The organism is Candidatus Planktophila versatilis, from assembly GCF_002288105.1.
Lineage (GTDB): Bacteria > Actinomycetota > Actinomycetes > Nanopelagicales > Nanopelagicaceae > Planktophila > Planktophila versatilis.
Genome location: NZ_CP016774.1, coordinates 1,113,090 through 1,134,898 on the forward strand (window position 1 = coordinate 1,113,090; position 21,809 = coordinate 1,134,898).

General features: G+C 48.3%; 22 protein-coding genes and 1 tRNA gene. 3 read left to right on the forward strand and 20 right to left on the reverse strand.

Annotated features, from left to right (window positions below; translation table 11 throughout):
• Nucleotides 1-14: 14 nt before the first annotated feature.
• The gene (gene msrB / locus A1sIA79_RS05775; RefSeq protein WP_095675244.1) at nt 15-416 is read right to left on the reverse strand and encodes a peptide-methionine (R)-S-oxide reductase MsrB; all 402 of its coding nucleotides are present in this window, start codon (nt 414-416) and stop codon (nt 15-17) included.
• A gap of 168 nt (nt 417-584) precedes the next feature.
• Between msrB and A1sIA79_RS05780 the strand changes: the two genes are divergently transcribed.
• On the forward strand, nt 585-1,070 hold the full coding sequence (locus A1sIA79_RS05780) for a phosphate-starvation-inducible PsiE family protein (RefSeq protein WP_095675245.1): 486 nt from the start codon (nt 585-587) through the stop codon (nt 1,068-1,070).
• A gap of 13 nt (nt 1,071-1,083) precedes the next feature.
• Here the strand turns inward: A1sIA79_RS05780 and A1sIA79_RS05785 are convergent, their stop codons facing one another.
• The 5 genes from A1sIA79_RS05785 to A1sIA79_RS05805 form a co-directional block, all read right to left on the reverse strand.
• Complete coding sequence (locus A1sIA79_RS05785) at nt 1,084-2,016, reverse strand: NHL repeat-containing protein (RefSeq protein ID WP_095675246.1); 933 nt, start codon at nt 2,014-2,016, stop codon at nt 1,084-1,086.
• A 4-nt stretch (nt 2,017-2,020) separates the two neighbouring features.
• Entirely contained in the window at nt 2,021-2,767 is a 747-nt protein-coding gene (locus tag A1sIA79_RS05790) for an amino acid ABC transporter ATP-binding protein (RefSeq protein ID WP_095675247.1), read from the reverse strand.
• Nucleotides 2,767-3,633 (reverse strand): amino acid ABC transporter permease, encoded by an 867-nt coding sequence (locus A1sIA79_RS05795; RefSeq protein WP_095675248.1) that lies wholly within the window; start codon nt 3,631-3,633, stop codon nt 2,767-2,769. The genes A1sIA79_RS05790 and A1sIA79_RS05795 overlap by 1 nt, the downstream gene beginning before the upstream one ends.
• Nucleotides 3,634-3,669: 36 nt before the next feature.
• Nucleotides 3,670-4,515 (reverse strand): ABC transporter substrate-binding protein, encoded by an 846-nt coding sequence (locus A1sIA79_RS05800; protein ID WP_095675249.1) that lies wholly within the window; start codon nt 4,513-4,515, stop codon nt 3,670-3,672.
• Between the two features lie 131 nt (nt 4,516-4,646).
• Nucleotides 4,647-4,731 (reverse strand) — tRNA-Tyr (locus tag A1sIA79_RS05805).
• 95 nt (nt 4,732-4,826) lie between these two features.
• Between A1sIA79_RS05805 and A1sIA79_RS05810 the strand changes: the two genes are divergently transcribed.
• Together A1sIA79_RS05810 and rarD are read left to right on the forward strand one after the other, a co-directional pair.
• Entirely contained in the window at nt 4,827-5,315 is a 489-nt protein-coding gene (locus A1sIA79_RS05810; protein WP_095675250.1) for a YajQ family cyclic di-GMP-binding protein, read from the forward strand.
• Nucleotides 5,316-6,227, forward strand: coding sequence for an EamA family transporter RarD (rarD, locus tag A1sIA79_RS05815; protein ID WP_095675251.1), 912 nt, complete (start codon nt 5,316-5,318; stop codon nt 6,225-6,227).
• Here rarD and A1sIA79_RS05820 read toward each other — a convergent pair.
• The 14 genes from A1sIA79_RS05820 to A1sIA79_RS05885 are packed head-to-tail and all read right to left on the reverse strand — an operon-like array spanning nt 6,186 to nt 21,807.
• Entirely contained in the window at nt 6,186-7,175 is a 990-nt protein-coding gene (locus tag A1sIA79_RS05820; RefSeq protein ID WP_095675252.1) for a polyprenyl synthetase family protein, read from the reverse strand. The genes rarD and A1sIA79_RS05820 overlap by 42 nt on opposite strands.
• A complete protein-coding gene (gene nuoN, locus A1sIA79_RS05825) occupies nt 7,175-8,692 on the reverse strand; it encodes an NADH-quinone oxidoreductase subunit NuoN (protein ID WP_095675253.1) in 1,518 nt (505 codons plus the stop codon). Before nuoN ends, A1sIA79_RS05820 begins: the two co-directional genes overlap by 1 nt.
• Nucleotides 8,693-10,210 carry an NADH-quinone oxidoreductase subunit M gene (locus A1sIA79_RS05830; protein ID WP_095675254.1) on the reverse strand — a complete coding sequence of 506 codons (1,518 nt, stop codon included), beginning with the start codon at nt 10,208-10,210 and terminating at the stop codon, nt 8,693-8,695.
• Nucleotides 10,207-12,096: an NADH-quinone oxidoreductase subunit L gene (nuoL, locus tag A1sIA79_RS05835; protein ID WP_095675255.1), complete on the reverse strand. Its 1,890-nt coding sequence runs from the start codon at nt 12,094-12,096 to the stop codon at nt 10,207-10,209. Before nuoL ends, A1sIA79_RS05830 begins: the two co-directional genes overlap by 4 nt.
• A 2-nt stretch (nt 12,097-12,098) precedes the next feature.
• Nucleotides 12,099-12,398 (reverse strand): NADH-quinone oxidoreductase subunit NuoK, encoded by a 300-nt coding sequence (gene nuoK, locus A1sIA79_RS05840; RefSeq protein ID WP_095675256.1) that lies wholly within the window; start codon nt 12,396-12,398, stop codon nt 12,099-12,101.
• The gene (locus tag A1sIA79_RS05845; RefSeq protein WP_095675257.1) at nt 12,398-13,168 is read right to left on the reverse strand and encodes an NADH-quinone oxidoreductase subunit J; all 771 of its coding nucleotides are present in this window, start codon (nt 13,166-13,168) and stop codon (nt 12,398-12,400) included. The genes nuoK and A1sIA79_RS05845 overlap by 1 nt, the downstream gene beginning before the upstream one ends.
• Nucleotides 13,168-13,782, reverse strand: coding sequence for an NADH-quinone oxidoreductase subunit NuoI (gene nuoI, locus A1sIA79_RS05850; RefSeq protein WP_223298341.1), 615 nt, complete (start codon nt 13,780-13,782; stop codon nt 13,168-13,170). Before nuoI ends, A1sIA79_RS05845 begins: the two co-directional genes overlap by 1 nt.
• A complete protein-coding gene (nuoH, locus tag A1sIA79_RS05855; protein ID WP_095675258.1) occupies nt 13,779-15,008 on the reverse strand; it encodes an NADH-quinone oxidoreductase subunit NuoH in 1,230 nt (409 codons plus the stop codon). Before nuoH ends, nuoI begins: the two co-directional genes overlap by 4 nt.
• Entirely contained in the window at nt 15,005-17,368 is a 2,364-nt protein-coding gene (locus A1sIA79_RS05860; protein ID WP_095675259.1) for an NADH-quinone oxidoreductase subunit G, read from the reverse strand. The genes nuoH and A1sIA79_RS05860 overlap by 4 nt, the downstream gene beginning before the upstream one ends.
• Nucleotides 17,368-18,648: an NADH-quinone oxidoreductase subunit NuoF gene (nuoF, locus tag A1sIA79_RS05865; RefSeq protein WP_095675260.1), complete on the reverse strand. Its 1,281-nt coding sequence runs from the start codon at nt 18,646-18,648 to the stop codon at nt 17,368-17,370. The genes A1sIA79_RS05860 and nuoF overlap by 1 nt, the downstream gene beginning before the upstream one ends.
• Complete coding sequence (gene nuoE, locus A1sIA79_RS05870; RefSeq protein WP_095675261.1) at nt 18,648-19,277, reverse strand: NADH-quinone oxidoreductase subunit NuoE; 630 nt, start codon at nt 19,275-19,277, stop codon at nt 18,648-18,650. The genes nuoF and nuoE overlap by 1 nt, the downstream gene beginning before the upstream one ends.
• Nucleotides 19,277-20,617 (reverse strand): NADH-quinone oxidoreductase subunit D, encoded by a 1,341-nt coding sequence (locus A1sIA79_RS05875; protein ID WP_095675262.1) that lies wholly within the window; start codon nt 20,615-20,617, stop codon nt 19,277-19,279. The genes nuoE and A1sIA79_RS05875 overlap by 1 nt, the downstream gene beginning before the upstream one ends.
• Nucleotides 20,614-21,249 carry an NADH-quinone oxidoreductase subunit C gene (locus A1sIA79_RS05880; RefSeq protein ID WP_095675263.1) on the reverse strand — a complete coding sequence of 212 codons (636 nt, stop codon included), beginning with the start codon at nt 21,247-21,249 and terminating at the stop codon, nt 20,614-20,616. The genes A1sIA79_RS05875 and A1sIA79_RS05880 overlap by 4 nt, the downstream gene beginning before the upstream one ends.
• On the reverse strand, nt 21,250-21,807 hold the full coding sequence (locus tag A1sIA79_RS05885) for a NuoB/complex I 20 kDa subunit family protein (protein WP_095675264.1): 558 nt from the start codon (nt 21,805-21,807) through the stop codon (nt 21,250-21,252).
• Nucleotides 21,808-21,809 lie beyond the last annotated feature (2 nt).

Genomic DNA, 21,809 nt, shown 5'->3' on the forward strand with positions numbered 1-21,809 from the left:
CCCGGGCAATAGGACTAGTTAGTTTTCTCTTGGAGCACGAGTGATACCGAGTTGATACACCAACGCTCATCAGTTGGAACGTCATAGCCTTCACCGGAAAATACATGTCCAAGGTGTGAATCACACTTGGCACAACGCACCTCAGTGCGAATGCGTGGTGCTAGTGAACGGTCTTCAATCAGAGTCACTGCATCATCTGTAGTCGGTGCATAAAAGGATGGCCAGCCGCATCCGGAATGAAATTTAGTGTCAGAGGTAAAGAGAACGTTGTCGCAGGCTTTGCAGAGATAACTACCGATTGTGTCGGTATCGGTGTATTTACCGGTAAATGCTCGCTCTGTGGCACCTTCACGAAGTACAGCATAAGACAGCGGATCAAGGCGAGCCTTGAGTTCATCCTCGTTAATTGGTTTCATCTCAGAGCTCCTCCACCAGTGTTGAGGAGAGAAAAATACCCGAGCCCTTCGGAATTGGGTAATCAGAAAGATTTATCCATTGAACTGAAAAAGGACACGGATGACAAATATGTTGCGGGCATCTATACCTGCACCTACCCTTAGACATGGCTAACAAGGGTGGTAATTGTGAAATATAAGTCTGTTAAGGGATTGCTCACCAACGATGAGTCTCTGATTCCAACAAATTTCATCGATAAGCTCGAAGATCTCTTACATGGTTTTCTTGGCATTGTCTTGTTCGGCATCTCTATCTTGGCTGCTGGATACACCTTGCTGCGCCTCATCGAAACCAGACCATTCTTCCCGCTTGGAATGATTCAGGGAATTAATGACATTTTATTTGTTGTCATCATTCTTGAGATCATGCGCACCGTCATTGTGCGATTTACAGACGGTATTTTCCAACTTGAAAACTTCCTCATTATCGGCGTTATCGCAGCTGTGCGACACATCCTTACTGTGGGTGCATCTCTTACGATGCAAGAAGAAAAAACAGATCAATACTTCAATCGTGCGCTCATTGAAATGGGAGTTAACACGGGAATTGTTCTAGCTCTTGTCTTTGGCCTATTCCTAGCAAGGGCTGCACGAAAGCCAGATAAGAGCCGTTAAGAAAACAAGTTGCTCAGTAAATCCGAACTACTCGGCCTCCGAAATACCACTCAGTAAAGAAGACTGTTCCACTTGAATTAACTGCAACGCCATGGGGGCTATTTACCGCGCCCTCTATTACATCAGGGGCAACACTTTCGCCATCCTTTATCTGATTCGGCCAACCTTCACCGCGCTCAGGCTTGATACTGGGAATAAGAATTTCCACATGGCCCGCAAGATCCACCGAAAGCATCGCCCCATAAAGATCGGTCACAATAAGAAGATCATTACGTATGGCAAAGGATGAAGGACCAATCATGGCTTCAGAACTTACTGATTTAACGTACTCGCCATCGAGTGTGAAAAAGACAATTCTTTTATTTCGTCGGTCTGCAATGACCACGAATGATTGTGGTCCACGAGTATCAATCAGAATGCCGTGTGGACAGTTAAACACCAGCGAAGTTGAAGAACCATCGAAGCTTTGAGAACTGCCATCGGGTCTAATGCGGTGAACTAAACTTTCGCCATATCCATCACCAATCCAGATATCTCCCTGGTAAGGGCCCGCTTCTTCGACAATGGCAAGCGTTGTCGGTTTCCATGTGATGGCATCGCCAGCTTTGGTGTTGGGCCTTGTGATTGTGCGTGTTACTTCGCCTTTGCGATTAACTAGAAGCACTTGCGCAGCCTCCGTGCCACCCGGATCACAGATCCAGAAAGAATCATCACTGGAGTTCGAAACCACTGTAATTCCATGCAGGATTGCTGCATCAACATCAACTCTTGTAAAGCTTGCATCTTCTGGATTTAAGACAATAAATGCCCGTCCACCAGGGGATTCAAAAACTATGTGGCCATCGCTCAAGATTCCAATGCCTGAATGCATCCAACCATCTTTGGGATTGCCACTAAAAAGTGTTTTCCAATTAATCTCTTGTGGAATTGAAGTGGATTCAGACATCTCTCTATAACCGACCAGCCTGGTGCACTCGCTTGAGGAATTCTTGCGTCTTTGGGTTCTGCGGGTTATGCAGGACTTGCTGCGCACTTCCACGTTCAATGACGTTACCTGATTCAAGGAAGCAGACTTCATCAGCTACCTGCGTTGCAAAACCCATTTCATGTGTGGCAAGGACCATCGTCATGCCATCACTTTTTAGGTCACGCACAGCAGAGAGAACTTCATTTACTAAGACTGGATCAAGTGCTGATGTCACTTCATCTAGAAGAAGTAACCGTGGGTTTACGGCAAGTGAGCGAATGATTGCTACTCGCTGTTGCTGTCCCCCACTCAAGCGATCTGGATATTGATCTGCTTTATCGGCTAAATCAAATCTTTTCAGCAGCTGTGTGGCATGAGTATTTGCCTCATCCTTACTCTTGCCATGGACTTTGATCGGCGAAAGTGTGATGTTCTCTAAGACTGTTTTGTGTGGAAACAAGTTAAAGGATTGAAAAACCATTCCTAAGCGGCGGCGAACTTCATCCACATTCATCAGTGGGTCTGAAATCTCTTGCCCATCAAGGAAAATCTGACCATCATCGATTGATTCCAGCAGATTGATGCAGCGCAAGAGCGTTGATTTACCGGACCCAGAGGCGCCAATAAGCACGGTGGCGGTGTGCTCTGGGACCGAAAGTGATAGATCCTGGAGCACAACTTCTGCGCCAAATGACTTTCGAACATTGACCAGCTCTAATACGTTGCTCATTAAATTGCACCTTCAGAGTTCTGGGCACTGGTGCGTTGTCTGATAGCTCGGTCTGTATAACGAGTCATCGGGATAGTGATGAGCAAGAACAAGATGGCGGCAACAACATATGGCGTGTAGTTAAAGGTGCGGCTAGCGTTAATTTGCGCAGCGCGCACAGCGTCAGTCACACCCAGAATCGAGACTAAACCGGTGTCTTTGAGCAGTGAGACGAAATCATTGAGTAGCGGTGGCACAACCCGACGTATTGCCTGAGGCAAGACAACAAAGCGCATCGTCTGCCCGGAAGTTAATCCGAGGGAACGAGCTGCTGCCCGCTGGCTTGGGTGAATAGATAAAATCCCACTTCGAATAACTTCGGCAACATAGGCGGAATAGGTAAGCACAACAGCCACAGTTCCTAAGAAAATTACATTACTTGATACTCCAGTAAGGCCTAAGGCTGGAACACCAAAACCCACCAGCAAGATAATCAAGATTAGCGGTGCACCTCGGAAGATATCAACGTATGCGGTAGCTAAGAATCTAAAGGGAGTAAGCGCTGGTGACTTAGTGGTTCGCAGCAGCGCCAGACCGAGTGCGATGACACCGATTGCCGCCCCACCAATAAAAGTCAGCTGTAAGTTGATCCACAGCCCGCGAAGGACAGTGGGAAAGACTTCCCGGCCATAATCAATATCAAAAAAAGTTGCCTTAACAGTTTCCCAGCCTGGTGATGTCACAAGAATTGTGGCGAGTGTGCCAAGCACAAAAATAGAGGAAGCCGCAGCAATACCTGCTTGCCTGCGGCTTATTGATCGGCGAGATTTACGACGCTCTAATTCACGTGAGCTTGGCGACCAAGCAGAGTTTTGCTTCTCTGACATGGTCGCCAAACTACCGTGTTTACTGCTGAGTTTCTATTAAGGCTTTAATACAGGAGCGCCAGCATCAGTTGCTAGCCACTGATCTGTAATTGCGGCCAGCGTTCCATCAGCGGTAATGGCATCAACTGCGCCAGTAACGCAAGATGTGAGCTTGCTGCCCTTTGAAAGCAAGAGACCGAACTGATCGCCTGCACCAGTTGATGGAAGTTGCCCAACGATGAGTCCATTTGGAACTTCAACACCTGAAAGATAGAAGGCAGTTGGAAGATCTACGACGAGACCATCAATCTGCTTGTTCTTCAGTGCTGACACACCAGCTGCATTGTCGTTAAATACCTGTGGCTTGACGCCAATCTGATTCTCAACTGCATCTAGTGAGGTTGTTCCGACAGCTGCGCCAAGCTTGGCGTCCTTAAGGTCTGCTAGTGAAGTCTTTCCTTCAATCTTGCTTCCCTTAAATGAAACGATTGCTTGTGGGGCGGTGTAATAAGGTGAAGAGAAATCAACGGCCTTCTTGCGATCATCAGTGATTGAGAATTGCTGCAAGTTGAAGTCAAACTTCTTCTCTCCTGGTGTTACAGCTGAATCGAATGTGGTGCGGACCCAGGTGACATCTGCTGCATCAAAACCAAGCTGCTTAGCAACTGCATAAGCAACTGCGCCTTCGAAGCCTTCGCCAGATTCTGGCTTGTCATCGATAACCCATGGGTAGTAAGCAGGCTCGCCGGTTGCGATAGTGAGCTTGCCTTCAGTAATTGTTGCTAAATCTGCCTTTTCACATGATGCTACTTGTGATGATGATGAATCTTCAGATCCGCATCCTGTGAGTGTGAGAGCAGCTGCGATAACAACTGCAGAGAAAATTCCGAAACGTTTTTGCACGTTAACTCCTTAAGGTCGAGGCGTGATGGATACTGGATAACAGTATTAACCGAGTCCATGAATGTCGACCCGCAAATCAACCGCAGGAAGCCCATGAAAGCAAAAACGCCCCTCATTATGAAGGGCGTTACTGGTGGCGGGTGAAGGATTTGAACCTTCGAAGGCAGAGCCGGGGGATTTACAGTCCCCTCCCATTGGCCGCTCGGGCAACCCGCCAGGGTCATACAAGTCTTACGGCGCTTTGGTAGTGCGAGCGGCAAACGATACCTTAGGCGCTGGAACTTTAAAAATCACAGGGGAGCCTCACAACAATGGCTGATAGCAGTTTTGACGTAGTCTCAAAGATTGACCGGATGGAGCTAGATAACGCCATTAATCAGGCTATTCGCGAGATTGATACCCGCTTTGACTTTAAGAACACCGGTGCAAAGATTGAATTAACAGGTGACAAGATTGCAATTGAGGCAGATACCGAAGAGCGCGCAAAGGCAACACTCGATGTTGTCAAAGATAAGTTAATTAAGCGCGGTGTATCACTTAAACACTTAGAGGCACCTGAACCTCAATTATCAGGCAAGATTTACAAGATTGCTTGTACTTTAAAAGAGGGAATCTCAACTGAGAATGCCAAGAAGGTTGCCAAGTTTCTGCGTGATGAGGGTCCGAAGTCAATTAAGACCCAGATTCAGGGTGATGAGCTTCGTGTGACATCTAAGAGCCGTGATGATCTGCAAGAGGCTATCGAGCAAATTAAGAATGGTAAATTTGATTTTGCTGTTCAGTTTGTTAACTTCCGCTAAGTGGCAGGTAAACGTAGCGAGTATTCACTAGGGCTACTCTTTGGAATTAGCTCCTACGTTATCTGGGGGCTGCTGCCCTTGTATTGGCCACTGCTGCAACCGGCGAATGCGCTAGAAATAGTTGCTCACCGCGCTGTTTGGACGCTGGTTTTTTGTCTAATGGTTCTGGCACTGACCAAACAGATTTACTCCACCTTGCAGTTCGTGAAGAATCCAAAGATTATGGTGGTGCTACTGCTGAGCACAGTCCTGATCTCCATCAACTGGATTACCTATATCTGGGCCGTTAATCATGGACATGTGGTTGAGGCAGCTCTCGGTTATTACATCAGCCCACTCGTTATCATCGCATTCGGCATCATTATTCTGCGCGAAAAAATGCGACCGTTGCAATGGGTTTCAGTTGCAATAGCTGCCTTCGGTGTATTAGTTCTCACTATTGATTATGGCCGGCTCCCCTGGATAGCACTCGCACTTGCACTCTCATGGGGTAGCTATGGGTTAGTAAAGAAGAAACTAAACCTGGGCGCCGTTGAAGGGATCACAATTGAGACGCTTATTTCGCTGCTTCCTTACGCTGGATATTTAATCTTTCTCGGCCAGCAAGGCAGCGGATCCTTTGGCCAATCCCCTGGACTCACACTGCTCTTGATTAGCGCCGGGGCGGTCACAGCTATTCCACTTCTCTTGTTTAACGGATCTACTACTCGTTTGCCATATAGCACTATCGGGCTCTTGCAATACATCACTCCAACAATTCTATTTTCTATTGGAGTCTGGGTACGTCACGAAGCTATGCCTACTGCGCGCTGGATCGGCTTCTTCCTAATCTGGTGCGCACTAATAGCACTCGGTGTAGATCTCGTGCGATCAAGCAGAACGGTCGATAATCGCATCACAGAGGGAAAATAAAGCTCCAGTCACATCATTAACTGGCAGTGGACCAAGGGCGGTGCGCGCATCGCGTGCAATATCGAGTAACTGCGCGCGTGACTGCGCTATTGCATCGTGTGTGCGTAGCTCCTTTAATACTTGAGCAACCACAGCTTCATCTTTAATAGGTGCTTTAAGTAACTTAATGAGCGCGCGATCTTTGGAATCAGTTGAATTCATAACATTGAGTGTGACCAAAGTGGGAATACCTTCACGTAGATCTGTTCCTGGAGTCTTTCCTGATTCATGAGACTCACTTGCGATATCAATAATGTCATCTGCTAATTGGAAGGCAATACCAATTTTCTCACCAAAGACGGTCAGTGTCTCCTTTATTTCATTGGGTGCCCCTGAGACCATCGCACCAAAGCGAGCACTGGCTGAAATAAGTGAACCAGTCTTATCTGCTACCACCTGCATGTAATGCTCTAACGGTGCTTGCCCGTTCTGTGGTCCTTGTGTTTCCATAATCTGACCAATAACAAGACGTTCAAATGTTGATGCTTGTAGTCGCACCGCTTCTGGTCCGATATCTGCCAGCAACGCAGAAACCTTTGCAAAGAGGTAATCACCAGTCAGAATTGCAACGGTATTTCCCCAGCGGTTATTAGCACTTACAACACCACGACGAAGTGGTGCTTCATCCATCACATCATCGTGATAGAGGGTAGCCACGTGGGTTAATTCGCAGACAGCTGCTGATTCAATAATTCCGAACTTATTCTTATCACCGTAGTGCGATGCAAGGATGGTCAGTAGTGGACGTAATCGCTTGCCACCAGCGGCAACTAAATGTCGAGAGGTCTCTTCCACCAGCGGGTAATCACCTTGGATATGGCTAAAGAGCAGGTCTTCCACCTTCTTCATACTCGCTTTGAGTTCAACCTCAAGGGCTGGTGCTAAACCCGGAATTCCAAAGGATGACATCAGCGAATAAAGGTGGCAGTTGTTGCGATGAAGTCAATCAGCGGCGCTGGGTAGATTCCAAGAATCAAAGTCAGCACAGATGCAACAGTTATTGTGATTGTGGTCAGCGCTGATGGAATCACTACTGATGTTCCATCTTCAACCGGATCTTTAAAGAACATCAAGACAATGACGCGAATATAGAAGAAGGCGGCGACTGCAGATGAAAGAACACCGGCGATAAGAATTGAGGTGCTTCCTGATTCGTATGCAGCGGAGAAGATGGAGAACTTTCCAATGAATCCTGATGTCAACGGAATGCCGGCAAAGGCAAGTAAGAAGAAGGCAAAGGCAGATGCTAATAGTGGTGAGCGCTTTCCAAGACCGCTCCAACGGTTGAGGTCACCGACTTCACCGGATGCATCGCGCACAAGTGTGACGATTCCAAAGGCACCAATTGTGGCAACGCCATAGGCAAATAGATAGAAGATGGAAGCTTCTAGGCCTGTTTTACTTAAAGCAATAACGCCAGCAAGCAAGAAACCAGCATGGGCAATGGAGGAGTAAGCAAGCATGCGCTTAACATCGCGTTGGGTGATTGCAACGACTGAACCAAAGACCATCGTGATAATTGCAATGATGACCATCGCAGGACGCCACTGCCACTCAGCATTTGCAATTGCCACATAGAAGATGCGAAGGATTGCGCCAAATGCTGCAACCTTTGTCGCTGCTGCCATAAATCCAGTGATTGCAGTCGGTGCGCCTTGATACACATCAGGTGACCAGGCATGAAATGGCACTGCGCCCACTTTAAAGAGAAGTCCGATAGAGATAAAGGCGATTCCTAGAAGTAGGAAGACATCATTGCCGGCCCCGCCAATAACACTGGCTTGGATTCCGGCCAAAGTAATGGAACCTGAGTAACCGAAAAGATAAGCAATTCCTAGTAGGAAGAAGGCGGAAGAGAATGCACCAAGAAGGAAGTACTTAAGTGCTGCCTCTTGCGAAGCCAATCTACGACGACGTGAAAGTCCAGCCATGAGATAGAGAGGAAGTGAGAGCACTTCCAGTGCCACAAAAAGCGTAATCAGATCAGTAGCAACCGGAAATAGCAGCATTCCGGCCACTGCAAAAAGTGTGAGTGGGAAAACTTCGGTGACGCGCAGATCAGATTGCACCGCATCACGTTCTTCCTCTGATCCTGGAACCGATGCTGCTAGCGCTGTGAAGTTCTCTTGATCTGCAATCAGAAATATGGAGAGCACAGCGATAATGAGAATGGAACCCTGCAGCAGTACTCCCACGCCATCGAATGCAACCGAGCCCATTGCGGCATCGACTGAAGTTTGGGTGCGCACGCGCATGAGCGCTGCAAAGGATGCTACGAGTGAAAAGATTGAGACAAAGAGTTGCGATGAGTAACGCGAAGCACGAGGGGCAAAGGCTTCGATGAGTACGCCAGCTAGAGCGCCAGCCAGCACAATCAGAATGGGAGCCAGTTGGGCGTAATTAAGGGTAGGGGAGATAAATTCCATTTACTTACCTGCGCCCTCTGTTGGTATTGGATCGGTAAATCCCTGCACTTCCAGAACGTGCGCAGATGCCGGATTAATGACGTTAAGTAGTGGTGATGGATAGAAACCGAGGGCAATAATGATTGCCATCACTGGCGCAATAGCAATCTTTTCCCGCAGGTTTAAATCTGGCAAGTTCTCATTGCCAGGAGTAGTAGGACCATGCAGCGCCTTCTGCACCGGAATTAAAATATAGAGCGCGGCAAGCACGATTCCGAAGGTGGCAATGACGGCCGCAACTGGATAACGAGTAAATGTTCCCACCAAAACTAAGAACTCACTGACGAAGCTTGATAGTCCAGGAAGTGCCAGCGATGACATGCCGGCGATAAAGAAGGACCAGGCCATTACTGGTGTGACACGTTGTAAGCCACCGAAGTCAGCAATTGTGGATGACCCACGACGAGCTGCCATCCAGCCGGCCACAATAAATAGCGCCGCCGTTGAGAAGCCGTGGTTGAACATATAAAGAGTTGCACCGCTATGGCCTTGCGTAGTCATGGCGAAGATTCCCATAGTGATAAATCCGAAGTGAGAGATAGATGTGTAAGCAATCAGGCGCTTAATATCAGTAGCCCCAATTGCTAGGAAGGCGCCGTAGATAATTGAGATTACAGCCAGAGTAATAATGATTGGCGTGAAGGTCTTGCTCGCATCTGGAAAGAGTGTGAGGCAGAAACGAATCATTCCAAATGTTCCGACTTTATCTAGAACCCCAAGGAGTAACACAGATGTTCCTGGAGTTGCAGAGGATGCGGCATCTGGAAGCCAGGTATGTAGCGGCCATAGTGGAGCCTTGATGGCAAAGGCGATAAAGAAACCGAGGAAGAGCAGGTTCTGTGTAGTCGGGCTCATGTAATTATGAAGCTCGGATAATTTGTTGATATCAAATGTGTGTCCACCATTAGCACCGGAAATCACATAGAGACCAATGATTGAGGCGAGCATTAAGAGGCCACCGAAGAGGCTGTAAAGCAAGAACTTCACGGCTGCTGCTGCGCGATCGCCACTGCCATATCCACCAATGAGGAAGTAGACCGGAATCAACATCGCTTCGAAGATGACGTAGAACAGGAATACATCTGTTGCCGCAAAGACACCAATCATCATCGTTTCTAGAACAAGAATGAGCATGTAGAAGACTTTGGCAGACCAGCGTCCGCCTTCAGATTCTTTCCACCCAGCCAAGACCACAATGGGCGCAAGGAGCACGGACATCAGAATAAGAACGAGTGAGAGTCCATCAACACCGACTGCGTAATTGATTCCAAATGAAGGAATCCAAGCAACTGATTGCACAAACTGGAATGAAGTATCGGCTGCATTAAAGTTAAACCAGGTGAGCACGCCAGAGATTGCAACTAATAGCGTGGTGGCAAGTGCTGCCTGCTTAATGCGCAGTACTTGATCACTCGGAATTACTGCAAGTAGTAGCGTGCCAAGGATTGGAAGCAACATCATTGTGGTCAGCGCGTTCATTGTGTGACCACCCAAATTGCTGCAATCAGGACTACGGCGCCAATAAGAATGAGGGCGGCGTAGCTGCGGGCAAAACCAGTCTGTGTCTTTCGAAGTTCAGATCCAGTGCTTAACGCCGTGCGTCCAACCAGGCGCACAGTGCCATCGACAACACTGTCATCGCCCTTAACGAGGAGTCGTGTGAGTACTTGTCCAGGGCGCATAAATACCGCTTCGTTAAATGAATCTTGCAACAAATCTTTACGTGCAATGCGAGTAAATTCTGTGACATTTTCTGGCGCTTCGGCATCAACATCTGAAAATTGATACTTTATCAGTGCGATAGAAACACCAATAATGACGGCAGTAATTGCCATCCCTGAAACAACTATTGCCGGCAAGAACTCTTCATGTTCGCCATGCTCACCGAATACCGGTTCCAACCAATGCACGAGCCCATCGCCACGAGTAAATAGGTACCCGGTTGTTACAGACCCCACTGCCAAAACAGCCATAGGTAGCCACATCAGAAATGGTGACTCGTGCGGATGTTGATCTTCTTCCCAACGCTCTGGTGAAGTAAATGTCAGCACCATGACACGAGTCATATAGAAGGCGGTGATAGCTGCGCCAAGTAGGGCGGTAGATCCCAAGAGAATTCCTTTTATGCCACCAGCATTGAAGGCGGTCTCAATAATTGCATCTTTGGAGTAGAAACCAGCAAATGGTGGAACGCCAATGATTGCCAGATAACCAAGTCCAAAGGTGGCAAAGGTAATCGGCATAAATTTACGGAGTGCTCCATAACGACGCATATTCACTTGGTCGTTCATGCCATGCATGACCGAACCAGCACCTAAGAACATGCCAGCTTTAAAGAAACCGTGTGTCAGTAAGTGCATGATTGCAAATGCATATCCAGCAGGTCCAAGGCCAGCCGCCAAGATCATGTAACCAATCTGGGACATAGTTGACGCTGCCAGTGCCTTCTTAATGTCATCTTTTGCAGTACCAACAAGGGCACCAAAAATCAGAGTAACTGCTCCGACAATAACGACTAGAAGTTGCGCTGTTGGTGCGGCATCAAAAATAAAGTTAGATCGAGTAATGAGATAGACACCAGCTGTCACCATCGTTGCTGCGTGAATGAGTGCAGATACTGGTGTTGGACCAGCCATCGCATCGCCAAGCCACGCTTGCAATGGGAATTGCGCCGACTTACCAGCGGCTGCCACTAACAACATAAGTCCAATGCCAGTGAGTGCGGCAGTCGATGCCGTCTCTGAGGCTTCTTTAACGCCACTAAAGGAGACAGTTCCAAGAGTTGCAAAGGCGATCATGATGGCAAAGGAGAGACCCATATCGCCAATACGGTTCATGACAAATGCCTTCTTTGATGCAGTTGCATATGCCGGCTTCTGATTCCAGAAACCGATCAAGAGGTAGGAAGCAAGACCTACGCCCTCCCAGCCCACATAGAGGTTGAGGTAGGAATCTCCGAGAACCAGCAAGAGCATGGCGGCGATAAAGAGGTTGAGATAAGCAAAGAAGCGACGTCGGTCTCGGTCATGAGACATATAAGAGATTGAATAGATATGAATCAGGGTGCCCACACCGGTAATGAGGAGTACAAAGCAGATTGAGAGTTGATCAAGTAAGAGCCCGGCATCTACGTTAAATGTTCCAACGCTAATCCAAGAAAAGAGCTTCTGCGAAAATGCTCGCTCTTCTGGCTCACGTGCAAGCATCTGCGTGAGTTGATAAATACCCACACCAAATGAACTTGCCGAAAGTGCGGTGGCAAGCAGGTGGCCCCACTTATCGGCCCGACGTCCAGTGAGTAATAGAATTACCGCTCCTGCAAGTGGCAGGGCGATGAGATATCCGAGAGATGTCGAAGTAGTCATCATTATCGCTTCAACAAACTAGCGTCATCGACAGAGGCAGAACGACGTGAGCGATAAATCGTCACGATAATTGCGAGTCCAACCACAACTTCACATGCAGCCACGACCATCGTAAAGAAGGCAACGACCTGACCATCGAGGGTGCCATTAATGCGTGAGAAAGTAACGAGGGTGAGGTTTGCCGCATTGAGCATCAGCTCGACACACATAAAGACAACAATTGCATTACGACGGACAACAACACCGACTGCGCCAATTGTGAAAAGAAGGGCTGCTAAGTAGAGATAGTTATACGGATTCATTACTTCTCCTCCGCAACCGTGTTATCAACTTCGCCGAGTTCAAAGGATCGAGATTCCAAGATATCCCCACGTGCTTTCAGCGTTGCCGAAATTGAGGTAGGTGCGGCGCTTCCATCAGGAAGCAGCGCTGGCACATCTACTGCGTTGTGACGGGCATAAACACCTGGGCTAGGAAGTCCGGCCGCACCTGCAAGTGAGCCTGTTCGAAAACGTGCAATTGATTGTTCGCGTTGGGTAGGGCGAGCAACACTTCGTTGGTGATGAGCAAGAACCATGGCGCCAAGGGCTGCCGTAATTAACAACGCAGAGACGACTTCAAAAGGGAAGACATAGGTAGAAAAGAGCTTGGCGGCAAGGCCTTCCACATTTCCATTGGCATTTGCAGCGGTAAGGCCGACGGCATCACGGCCCAATGACGCTCTGCCAATCAGAGAGACAAAAAGACCACCAAAGCCAACGGCTGCGGTAATTGCTATCGGGCGAAGACCAGAAATTGTTTCGGTCAATGAATCAGAGGCATCGACACCGACGAGCATCAAAATAAAGAGGAAGAGCATCATGACTGCCCCTGTATAAACCACAATCTGAACAATGCCGAGGAAGAGTGCATCTTGTGCAATATAGAAAATGGCAAGAGTAATCATGACCCAGGCAAGTAAGAGCGCGGAGTGCACAGCTTTCTTTACCAGGAGCATTCCGAGCGCCGCAATAACTGAAAGTGGAGCAAGCACCCAGAACATGATGGTTTCAGGAGTTTGAATCTCTAGCATTAGTTCTGTTCCTGTTGTGATGGGTGTGCTTGCGTAACTTCGCCGTTGTAATAATTAGTATCTGTCATCCCCGGATACATTGGATGTGGTGGTGCCAGCATTCCTTGACGAAGCGGGGCAAGGAGATCTTCCTTTTCGAAGATTAACTTTTCCCGCTTATCATCTGCAAGCTCGTATTCATTAGTCATAGTTAGGGCACGCGTTGGGCATGCTTCAACACAAAGCCCACAGAAAATGCAGCGAAGATAATTAATTTGATAGACCGCGCCATGACGCTCTCCTGGAGAGAGTTGATTTCCTGGAGTGTTATCGCCACCTTCAACAAAGATGGCATCTGCTGGGCATGCCCACGCACAGAGTTCGCACCCAATACATTTTTCTAAACCATCAGGATGGCGATTAAGTTGGTGGCGACCATGAAAACGTGGCGCTGTTGGGGCTTTCACATCTGGGTATTGCACAGTCTGGTTCTTCTTAAACATGGTTGAGAAGGTGACCCAGAATCCCTTTGCTTGTTCTAGCAGTGGCGCAGCACCAGGTTGCTCAACTTCTACAAAAGGAACTGAATTGATACCGAGCTCTGAGCTCTTGCGTGGCTCAATAAAATCTGTCATTTCTGGCCTCCTGTAACGCTAATGGAGCGAAGATGTGGAAGAGATGGCACTGGGAATTGCGGATCTTCGCCCTCGGCAAGTGGCTCGCCCGAGACTTTCTTACTGCGATCTGTCAGCGATGAAATCGCCATCAAGAGCAGAGCTACTCCCCCTGCAAATGCGATGGTCACTACTCTGCTTGCACCTTCTTGCTGCAAAACGCGAATAGTTGCAACGATGAGAATCCAAACAAGTGAGGCAGGAATGAGAACCTTCCAGCCAAATTTCATAAACTGGTCATAGCGCAGGCGCGGAAGAGTTGCGCGCAACCACATGAAGATAAAGAAGAACAAATTAACTTTGGTGATGAACCAAACAAACGTGAACCATCCACCAAGCCATTGCTCTGTGAAACCAAGTCCTGGAGGTGCGTGATAGCCACCGAGGAAGAGTGTTGTTGCAAGAGCTGAAACTGCAATGATGTTGACATATTCAGCCAGGAAGAAGAGTGCGAATTTCAGTGATGAGTACTCGGTGTGGAATCCGCCAACGAGTTCGCCTTCTGCTTCAGCTAAGTCAAATGGCGCGCGGTTGGTCTCGCCCACCATAGAAATAACGTAAATAATAAATGACGGGAAGAGCACCACTGCATTCCAAATGTTTTGATGCTGTGAATCAACAATCGCCGATGTAGACATCGAGCCGGCATAGATAAAGACTGCAACAAGTGAGAGCCCCATTGCGATTTCATAAGAAATCACCTGAGCACTTGAACGCAATCCGCCAAGTAGTGGGTAAGTAGATCCAGAAGACCACCCTGCAAGTACAACTCCATAGACACCGATTGATGTCACGGCCAGAATGTAAAGAACTCCCACTGGCAGATCGGTCAGTTGTAGCGCGGTCTGGTGCCCAAAGAGATTTACCACTCCAGTCATTGGAATAACAGCAAAGGCCATAAAGCACATTGAGGTAGCAATAATGGGTGCGAGGATGAAAACAACTTTATCTGCAGCTGCCGGAATGATGTCTTCCTTTAAGGCTAGCTTGACGCCATCAGAAAGTGATTGAAGAAGACCAAACTTTCCCACGCGGTTAGGGCCAGTACGCAGCTGCATTTTGGCGAGAACGCGACGTTCAGTCCACACCGCCATCAGCGTTGCAACCACACAGATAATAAAGACGATGAGTGCTTTAACAGCGATAATCCAACCTGGATCTTTTCCTAAAAGCTCTGCTGTACTCATGCCTTCACCACCGTAACTACATCGCCGTGCACTGCATTGAGTGAAACTAAAGTCTGTGATGCAAATGAGTTACGTGGTAACCACACTGCATCATCGTGAATATCTTCAACCAGTGCCGGAATAGTGATGGAGCCGTGAGCATTTGCTACTCGCACCTGATCACCTGATGTAACACCGAGTGATGTCGCACGCTTAGCTGAAATCACAGCAACTGTTGGACGACGTGTGCCGGCAAGATTGTCTTCACCCTTTTGCAAAGTTCCCATATCAAGCAGGCGGCGCCATGAAGTAAGAAGTGCTTCGTTGGCACCGATTGCTTTCGCAGCTACGGGCGCGACCGATGTGAAGGCAACGCGGGCGCCATCCCACTTACCTAGCTGGTTAAATTCACGAGCTGCTGCGGTGACGGTGCCGAGCATGATGGATTCACCCATGGCATCGGCAATCATGGACAGAATTCGAACATCACTACGGTTCTGGGAATCTTCCACCGCTGCATCAAATGCGCGTGCTCGACCTTCCCAGTTAAGGAAACTTCCACTCTTTTCAGTAATTGCAGCAACCGGTAATACAACGTCGGCAACATCTGTAATTGAACTTGGCGCAATTTCTAGTGAGACTACAAATGATTTCTTCAGCGCATCCAGCGCTTGGCGCGAGTTCAGTAAGTCATGCGCATCGACGCCACCCACAACAAGTGCATCAAGCTGATTAGATGCAAGGCCAGAGATTATTTCTGCTGTTGTGCGACCTGGTTGCGTTGGTAGCGTGGCAACTCCCCATGCAGCTGCAATATCTACTCGAGCAGCAGCATCACTTACTGGACGTCCACCTGGAAGAAGTGAACCAAGCGCACCTGCTTCCAGTGCCCCACGTTCTCCTGCTCTACGTGGAATATAGGCAATCTTTGCACCAGTCTTTGCCGCAAGTGCTGCCACAGCTGAGAAGAGCCCAGCACTTTCAGAGGCACGCTCTCCAACAAGAATCACAGACTTTGCAGTAAGTGAAAGTGTTGCAACTGCAGAACCTTCCGCACCTGGTGCGACTTTTACAAACTCTGCCTTGAGTTTATCCATGGCAATAGATTTTTTCGTTGCGATTGCCGAAACTTTCAGGCCACGCTTCTTAAAATTCTTATTTAAACGCAAGAAAACAATCGGAGACTCTTCTTCTGGTTCGAAGGCGATCAGTGCAACATGATCTGCCATATCGATATCGCGATAGGTGGCAGTTGAGCCAACTACGTGGGCGGCCAGGAAATCACCTTCTTCATTTGAAGTCACGCGTGCGCGGAAATCAATATCGTTTGTGCCAAGTGCGATGCGGGCGAACTTTGAGTAGCCATAAGCATCTTCGGTAGTAACGCGACCGCCAGTGATTACCGCGGCCCGCTTTCCCTTAAGTCCAGCTGCAGCTGCTGCCAGTGCTTCCGGCCATGATGCTTGCACAAGTACACCTTCTGCATTTCGCACAAGTGGATGAGTAAGACGATCGAGTGCGGTCACATACTTAAATGCCCAACGTCCCTTATCGCAATTCCATTCTTCATTAACTGATGCATCATCTCCAGCAAGACGGCGAAGGGTCTTGCCTCGTCGAACATCGGTGCGCATGTCACAACCTGAAGCACAATGCTCACAAGCTGATGGCGTAGAAACTAAATCAAAGGGACGAGCACGGAAACGATAGGAAGTACCGGTCAGCGCACCCACTGGGCAAATCTGAACTGTGTTACCTGAGAAGTAAGATTTAAATGGATCATTTTCATAAATGCCGACCTGCTGTAGGGCGCCACGCTCGTTAAGAGTAATAAAAGCATCTGATGCAATTTGTTCCGAGAATCGGGTGCAGCGAGCACAGAGAACGCAACGCTCACGATCGAGTAGTACGGATGAAGAAATACTGATTGGCTTTTCGAAGGTGCGCTTATATCCATCTAGGCGGGCATCTGCGCGCCCATTGCTCATTGCCTGGTTCTGCAATGGACATTCGCCACCTTTATCGCAGACTGGGCAATCAAGTGGATGGTTACCAAGCAGCAGCTCCATCACACCTTTCTGCGCTTTATCTGCAACAGGTGAAGTCAGCTGTGTCTTTACAATCATGTTTGGTTCTACCGGAATTGTGCAAGAAGCTTGCGGCTTTGGAAATGCACGACCATTGATTTCAACATCAACTAGACACTGACGACATGCCCCTACTGGATCTAGAAGTGGGTGATCACAGAATCGTGGAATTTGAATTCCGAGTTTTTCAGCGGCGCGAATAATGAGCGTTCCCTTTGGAACAGATACTTCGAAACCATCAATGACAACAGTGATCAGTTCTACGGCAACTGCAGAATCTTGAGTCGTAGTCATTAGTTCACCGCCCCGACAAAGAGTGTTGATTTCACGGGATCAAATGGGCAGGCACCGTTAGTCAGGTGTGCGATGTATTCATCGCGGAAATACTTAATCGAAGATGTGATTGGGCTCGTTGCGCCATCACCGAGGGCGCAAAATGAGCGGCCCATAATGTTGTCGCAAAGATCAAGTAACTTCTCAAGGTCTGCCTCTGTACCTGTTCCATTTTCCAGATCGCGCAAGATCTGAACCAACCACCAGGTGCCTTCGCGACACGGTGTGCACTTTCCACAGGACTCATGCTTATAGAACTCAGTCCAGCGAAGTACTGCGCGCACTACACATGTTGTTTCATCAAAGATTTGCAGTGCTTTAGTTCCAAGCATGGAACCTGCTGCTGCCACACCTTCGTAATCCAGTGGCGTATCAAGGTGGGCATCAGTAAACAGTGGAGTGGAAGATCCACCAGGAGTCCAGAACTTGAGCTTATGTCCGGTGCGAACGCCACCAGCGATTTCAAGAATTTCACGCAAAGTAATTCCCAGTGGTGCTTCGAATTGGCCAGGGTTATTCACATGGCCTGAAAGTGAGTAAAGCGTTGCACCCTTTGACTTCTCTGTGCCCATTGATTGGTACCACTCTGCGCCATTGCTAATAATTGCCGGAACAGATGCGATTGATTCCACGTTATTGACCACAGTCGGGCGGGCATAGAGACCAGCAATTGCTGGAAATGGTGGACGCAAACGTGGTTGCCCACGGAAACCTTCTAGTGAATCAAGGAGTGCGGTTTCCTCGCCACAAATATAAGCACCTGCTCCAATATGAAGGGTGATATCAATTCCATTTCCAAGATGTCCGGCGCTGTAAGCATCTGCAATCGCAGCATTCACACGACGGACTACATGTGTTACCTCACCGCGGATATAGATAAATGCACGCTTTGCCCGAATAGCATGACAAGCAATGATGCAACCTTCGATTAATACATGTGGGTTAGCCAAAAGTAACGGCGTATCTTTACAAGTTCCCGGCTCGGATTCATCAGCATTAACTACCAGGTAGTGATCTTTATCGTCACCTTGTGGAATAAATCCCCACTTCATGCCAGTAGGAAAACCCGCACCACCGCGACCGCGAAGACCAGAATCTTTCACCATTTGAATGACTGCATCAGGATCCATGGCAAGTGCTTTTTTGGAAGCGGTATATCCACCGTGACGTGTGTAAGCCTCGATGGTAAATGAATCTGCTTCATCCCAATGTGCCGAAAGGACGGGAGTTAACTTTGACATTACTTACCTTCCTTTGAAAGTTTCAACCCAAGGAGCGTTGGGCCACCAGCTTGAACACCTTCGCGCGCAAGTCCGTCATCGAGTCCGGCAAGGACTGCCGATGCTTGCTTGTAGGTAACAAGTTTGTTTGGACCACGTGTGGGTGCTGGAGGATTTCCAGAGCGCGCGGCATCGACCAGAGATTTAGCAGACTCAACAGTTTGGTTATCGTAGAACTCCCAGTTAGCCATCACAACAGGTGCGTAATCACAAGCAGCGTTGCACTCGATATGTTCAAGTGAAACTTTTCCATCATCTGTCACGCCATCATTTTCAATGCCAAGGTGCTCTTTGAGAGCGGAAAAGATTGCATCTCCACCCATGACTGCGCACAAGGTATTGGTGCAGACTCCTACGTGATATTCCCCCACCGGCTTGCGCTTGTACTGGGTATAGAAAGTCGCCACTGCAGATACTTCTGCGGTTTCAATATCAAGCAGATCAGAAATCAATTCAATACCTTCATTTGTTACATAACCAGTTACCGATTGCACATAGTGAAGCAGCGGCATGATTGCTGAGCGGCTACGTGGATAGCGCTTAATGATTGATTGCATTACTTCTTGATTCAAAATCTGATCGGTAGCCATTAGCGGTCCACCCCTCCCATAACAGGATCGATAGAAGCAACTGCGCCGATAATGTCGGAAATCATTCCGCCTTCACTCATGGCAGAAGTTGCTTGCAAGTTATTAAAAGAAGGTTCACGGAAATGAACGCGGTATGGGCGAGTGCCACCGTCGGAGACAACATGTGCGCCAAGTTCGCCACGTGGAGATTCAATTGCCACATATGCCTGGCCTGCTGGAACTCGGAATCCTTCTGTCACAAGTTTGAAGTGGTGAATCAGTGATTCCATAGAAGATCCCATAATTTCACGGATGTGCTCCAGTGAGTTTCCTAGACCATCGGCGCCCAGTGCCAACTGCGCCGGCCAGGCAATCTTCTTATCGGCAACCATTACTGGTTGACCTTCGAGTGCATCTAACTTATCGATTGCTTGTTCAATAATGCGAAGTGATTGTTCTAGCTCTGCCATCCGAACTAAGAAACGGCCATAGACATCTGCGGTATCTGCTGTGATGACATCAAAGTCATAATTTTCATATCCACAGTACGGCTGTGTCTTTCGTAGATCCCATGGAAGTCCAGCAGAGCGAAGTACTGGTCCAGTAATTCCAAGTGTTGTACAGCCAGCTAGATCGAGATAACCAATACCTTCTGTGCGCTTCATCCAGATTGTGTTACCGATAAGCAACTTGGCATTATCTTCAAAGTTCTTACGAAGTGTCTTCACTACTTCGCGAAGCTTGACACCCATTCCGGCTGGCAGATCTTGCGATACTCCCCCAGGGCGCACATAGGCCATATTCATACGTAATCCAGTGATCTCTTCAAAGGTATCAAGCACAATTTCGCGATCGCGGAAAGCAAAGAACATAGGTCCCATCGCACCGAGCTCAAGTGCACCTGTGCCAAGTGCGACCATGTGTGAGGAGATTCGGTTGAGTTCCATCATCAGAACGCGAATCACAGAAGCGCGCTCTGGAATGTCATTAGTGATGCCCAGAAGTTTTTCAACGGCCAGGCAGTAAGCAGTTTCATTGAAAATTGGAGATAGGTAATCCATGCGAGTCACAAATGTGACCCCTTGGGTCCAGTTACGGTATTCAATGTTCTTTTCAATTCCAGTATGCAAATAGCCAATACCGGTACGCACTTCAGTAATGGTTTCACCCTCAAGTTCAAGAACGAGGCGAAGCACTCCGTGAGTAGATGGGTGCTGTGGACCCATGTTGACGATGATGCGTTCTTCTTTAGATTCACCAATTTCGGAAACGAGTGAATCCCAATCACCACCGGTGACTGAAAAGACTGTACCTTCGGTGGTTTCGCGTGATGATGCGTATGGATCAAATGTTGTAGTCACTGGTAGCTCCTGCGTTGTGATGGAGCAGGCGTTGTTGCGCCCTTGTACTCAACTGCGATTCCACCCAATGGATAATCTTTACGTTGCGGATGTCCATCCCAATCATCGGGCATCAAAATACGAGTAAGCCCAGGATGATCATCGAAGATGATTCCAAACATGTCAAAGGTTTCGCGCTCATGCCAATTATTGCCAGCCCATACTTCAACAAGTGATGGGATATGTGGGTCAAGTTCTGAGGTAGCAACTTCCAGGCGAATACGTTGATTCTTTGTCAGCGAGAGCAATGGATAGAGCGCAACTAGTTCCGCACCTGTGCGATCTAGGTAGTGCACGCCCGAAACTCCCATACACATTTCAAATTTCAACTTATCGCGCAAGATAAATGCGACCTCAACTAAACGTGACTTCTTAATATGCAAGGTGAGCTCGCCACGATCTACAACTACGCGAGTGATGGCATCGGCAAAATCAGGATATGCGCGCTCTAAATCATCAGCAACATCGTCAAAATATCCACCGTATGGGCGCTCAGTTGAACCGGTTGCTGCCGCGGTGCGAACAAGTCCGCCGTATCCCGAGGTATCTCCCGTTCCGGCAGCGCCGAACATACCGTTCTGTTCTTGAGTCATTTAGGCGAGCAAACCCTTCATTTGAATGGTTGGCTTGGCATTCATCGCTGCAAGTTCTACCTCTTTAATAACCGCTTCCCGGTTTGGACCGAGCTTGGTGTCGCTAATAAGTGTGTGCAGCTTGATGATTGCATCCATCAACTGTTCTGGACGCGGTGGGCATCCTGGAAGATAAATATCAACAGGCACAACGTGATCAACACCTTGCACAATTGCATAGTTGTTAAACATTCCACCAGAGGATGCGCATGCACCCATGGAAATAACCCACTTTGGCGCTGTCATTTGATCATAAATCTGGCGCAGCACTGGCGCCATCTTCTGCGAAACGCGACCAGCAACAATCATGAGATCTGCTTGACGAGGAGAAGCCGAAAAGCGTTCCATACCAAAACGAGAAATATCATGCTTTGGCGCTGAACCAAGTGCCATCATTTCAATGGCGCAGCATGCAAGACCAAATGTTGCTGGCCAGAGTGAGCTCTTGCGCATGTAGCCGGCAAGACCTTCAACCGTGGAGAGTAAAACTCCGCTTGGTAATTTATCTTCTAGTCCCACGA

Coding starts and splice junctions, on each gene's coding strand:
- msrB (WP_095675244.1), bottom strand. CDS start 416: ATGAAACCAATTAACGAGGATGAACTCAAGGCTCGCCTTGATCCGCTG.
- A1sIA79_RS05785 (WP_095675246.1), bottom strand. CDS start 2,016: ATGTCTGAATCCACTTCAATTCCACAAGAGATTAATTGGAAAACACTT.
- A1sIA79_RS05790 (WP_095675247.1), bottom strand. CDS start 2,767: ATGAGCAACGTATTAGAGCTGGTCAATGTTCGAAAGTCATTTGGCGCA.
- A1sIA79_RS05795 (WP_095675248.1), bottom strand. CDS start 3,633: ATGTCAGAGAAGCAAAACTCTGCTTGGTCGCCAAGCTCACGTGAATTA.
- A1sIA79_RS05810 (WP_095675250.1), top strand. CDS start 4,827: ATGGCTGATAGCAGTTTTGACGTAGTCTCAAAGATTGACCGGATGGAG.
- A1sIA79_RS05820 (WP_095675252.1), bottom strand. CDS start 7,175: ATGTCATCCTTTGGAATTCCGGGTTTAGCACCAGCCCTTGAGGTTGAA.
- nuoN (WP_095675253.1), bottom strand. CDS start 8,692: ATGGAATTTATCTCCCCTACCCTTAATTACGCCCAACTGGCTCCCATT.
- A1sIA79_RS05830 (WP_095675254.1), bottom strand. CDS start 10,210: ATGAACGCGCTGACCACAATGATGTTGCTTCCAATCCTTGGCACGCTA.
- nuoL (WP_095675255.1), bottom strand. CDS start 12,096: ATGACTACTTCGACATCTCTCGGATATCTCATCGCCCTGCCACTTGCA.
- nuoK (WP_095675256.1), bottom strand. CDS start 12,398: ATGAATCCGTATAACTATCTCTACTTAGCAGCCCTTCTTTTCACAATT.
- A1sIA79_RS05845 (WP_095675257.1), bottom strand. CDS start 13,168: ATGCTAGAGATTCAAACTCCTGAAACCATCATGTTCTGGGTGCTTGCT.
- nuoI (WP_223298341.1), bottom strand. CDS start 13,782: ATGACAGATTTTATTGAGCCACGCAAGAGCTCAGAGCTCGGTATCAAT.
- nuoH (WP_095675258.1), bottom strand. CDS start 15,008: ATGAGTACAGCAGAGCTTTTAGGAAAAGATCCAGGTTGGATTATCGCT.
- A1sIA79_RS05860 (WP_095675259.1), bottom strand. CDS start 17,368: ATGACTACGACTCAAGATTCTGCAGTTGCCGTAGAACTGATCACTGTT.
- nuoF (WP_095675260.1), bottom strand. CDS start 18,648: ATGTCAAAGTTAACTCCCGTCCTTTCGGCACATTGGGATGAAGCAGAT.
- nuoE (WP_095675261.1), bottom strand. CDS start 19,277: ATGGCTACCGATCAGATTTTGAATCAAGAAGTAATGCAATCAATCATT.
- A1sIA79_RS05880 (WP_095675263.1), bottom strand. CDS start 21,249: ATGACTCAAGAACAGAACGGTATGTTCGGCGCTGCCGGAACGGGAGAT.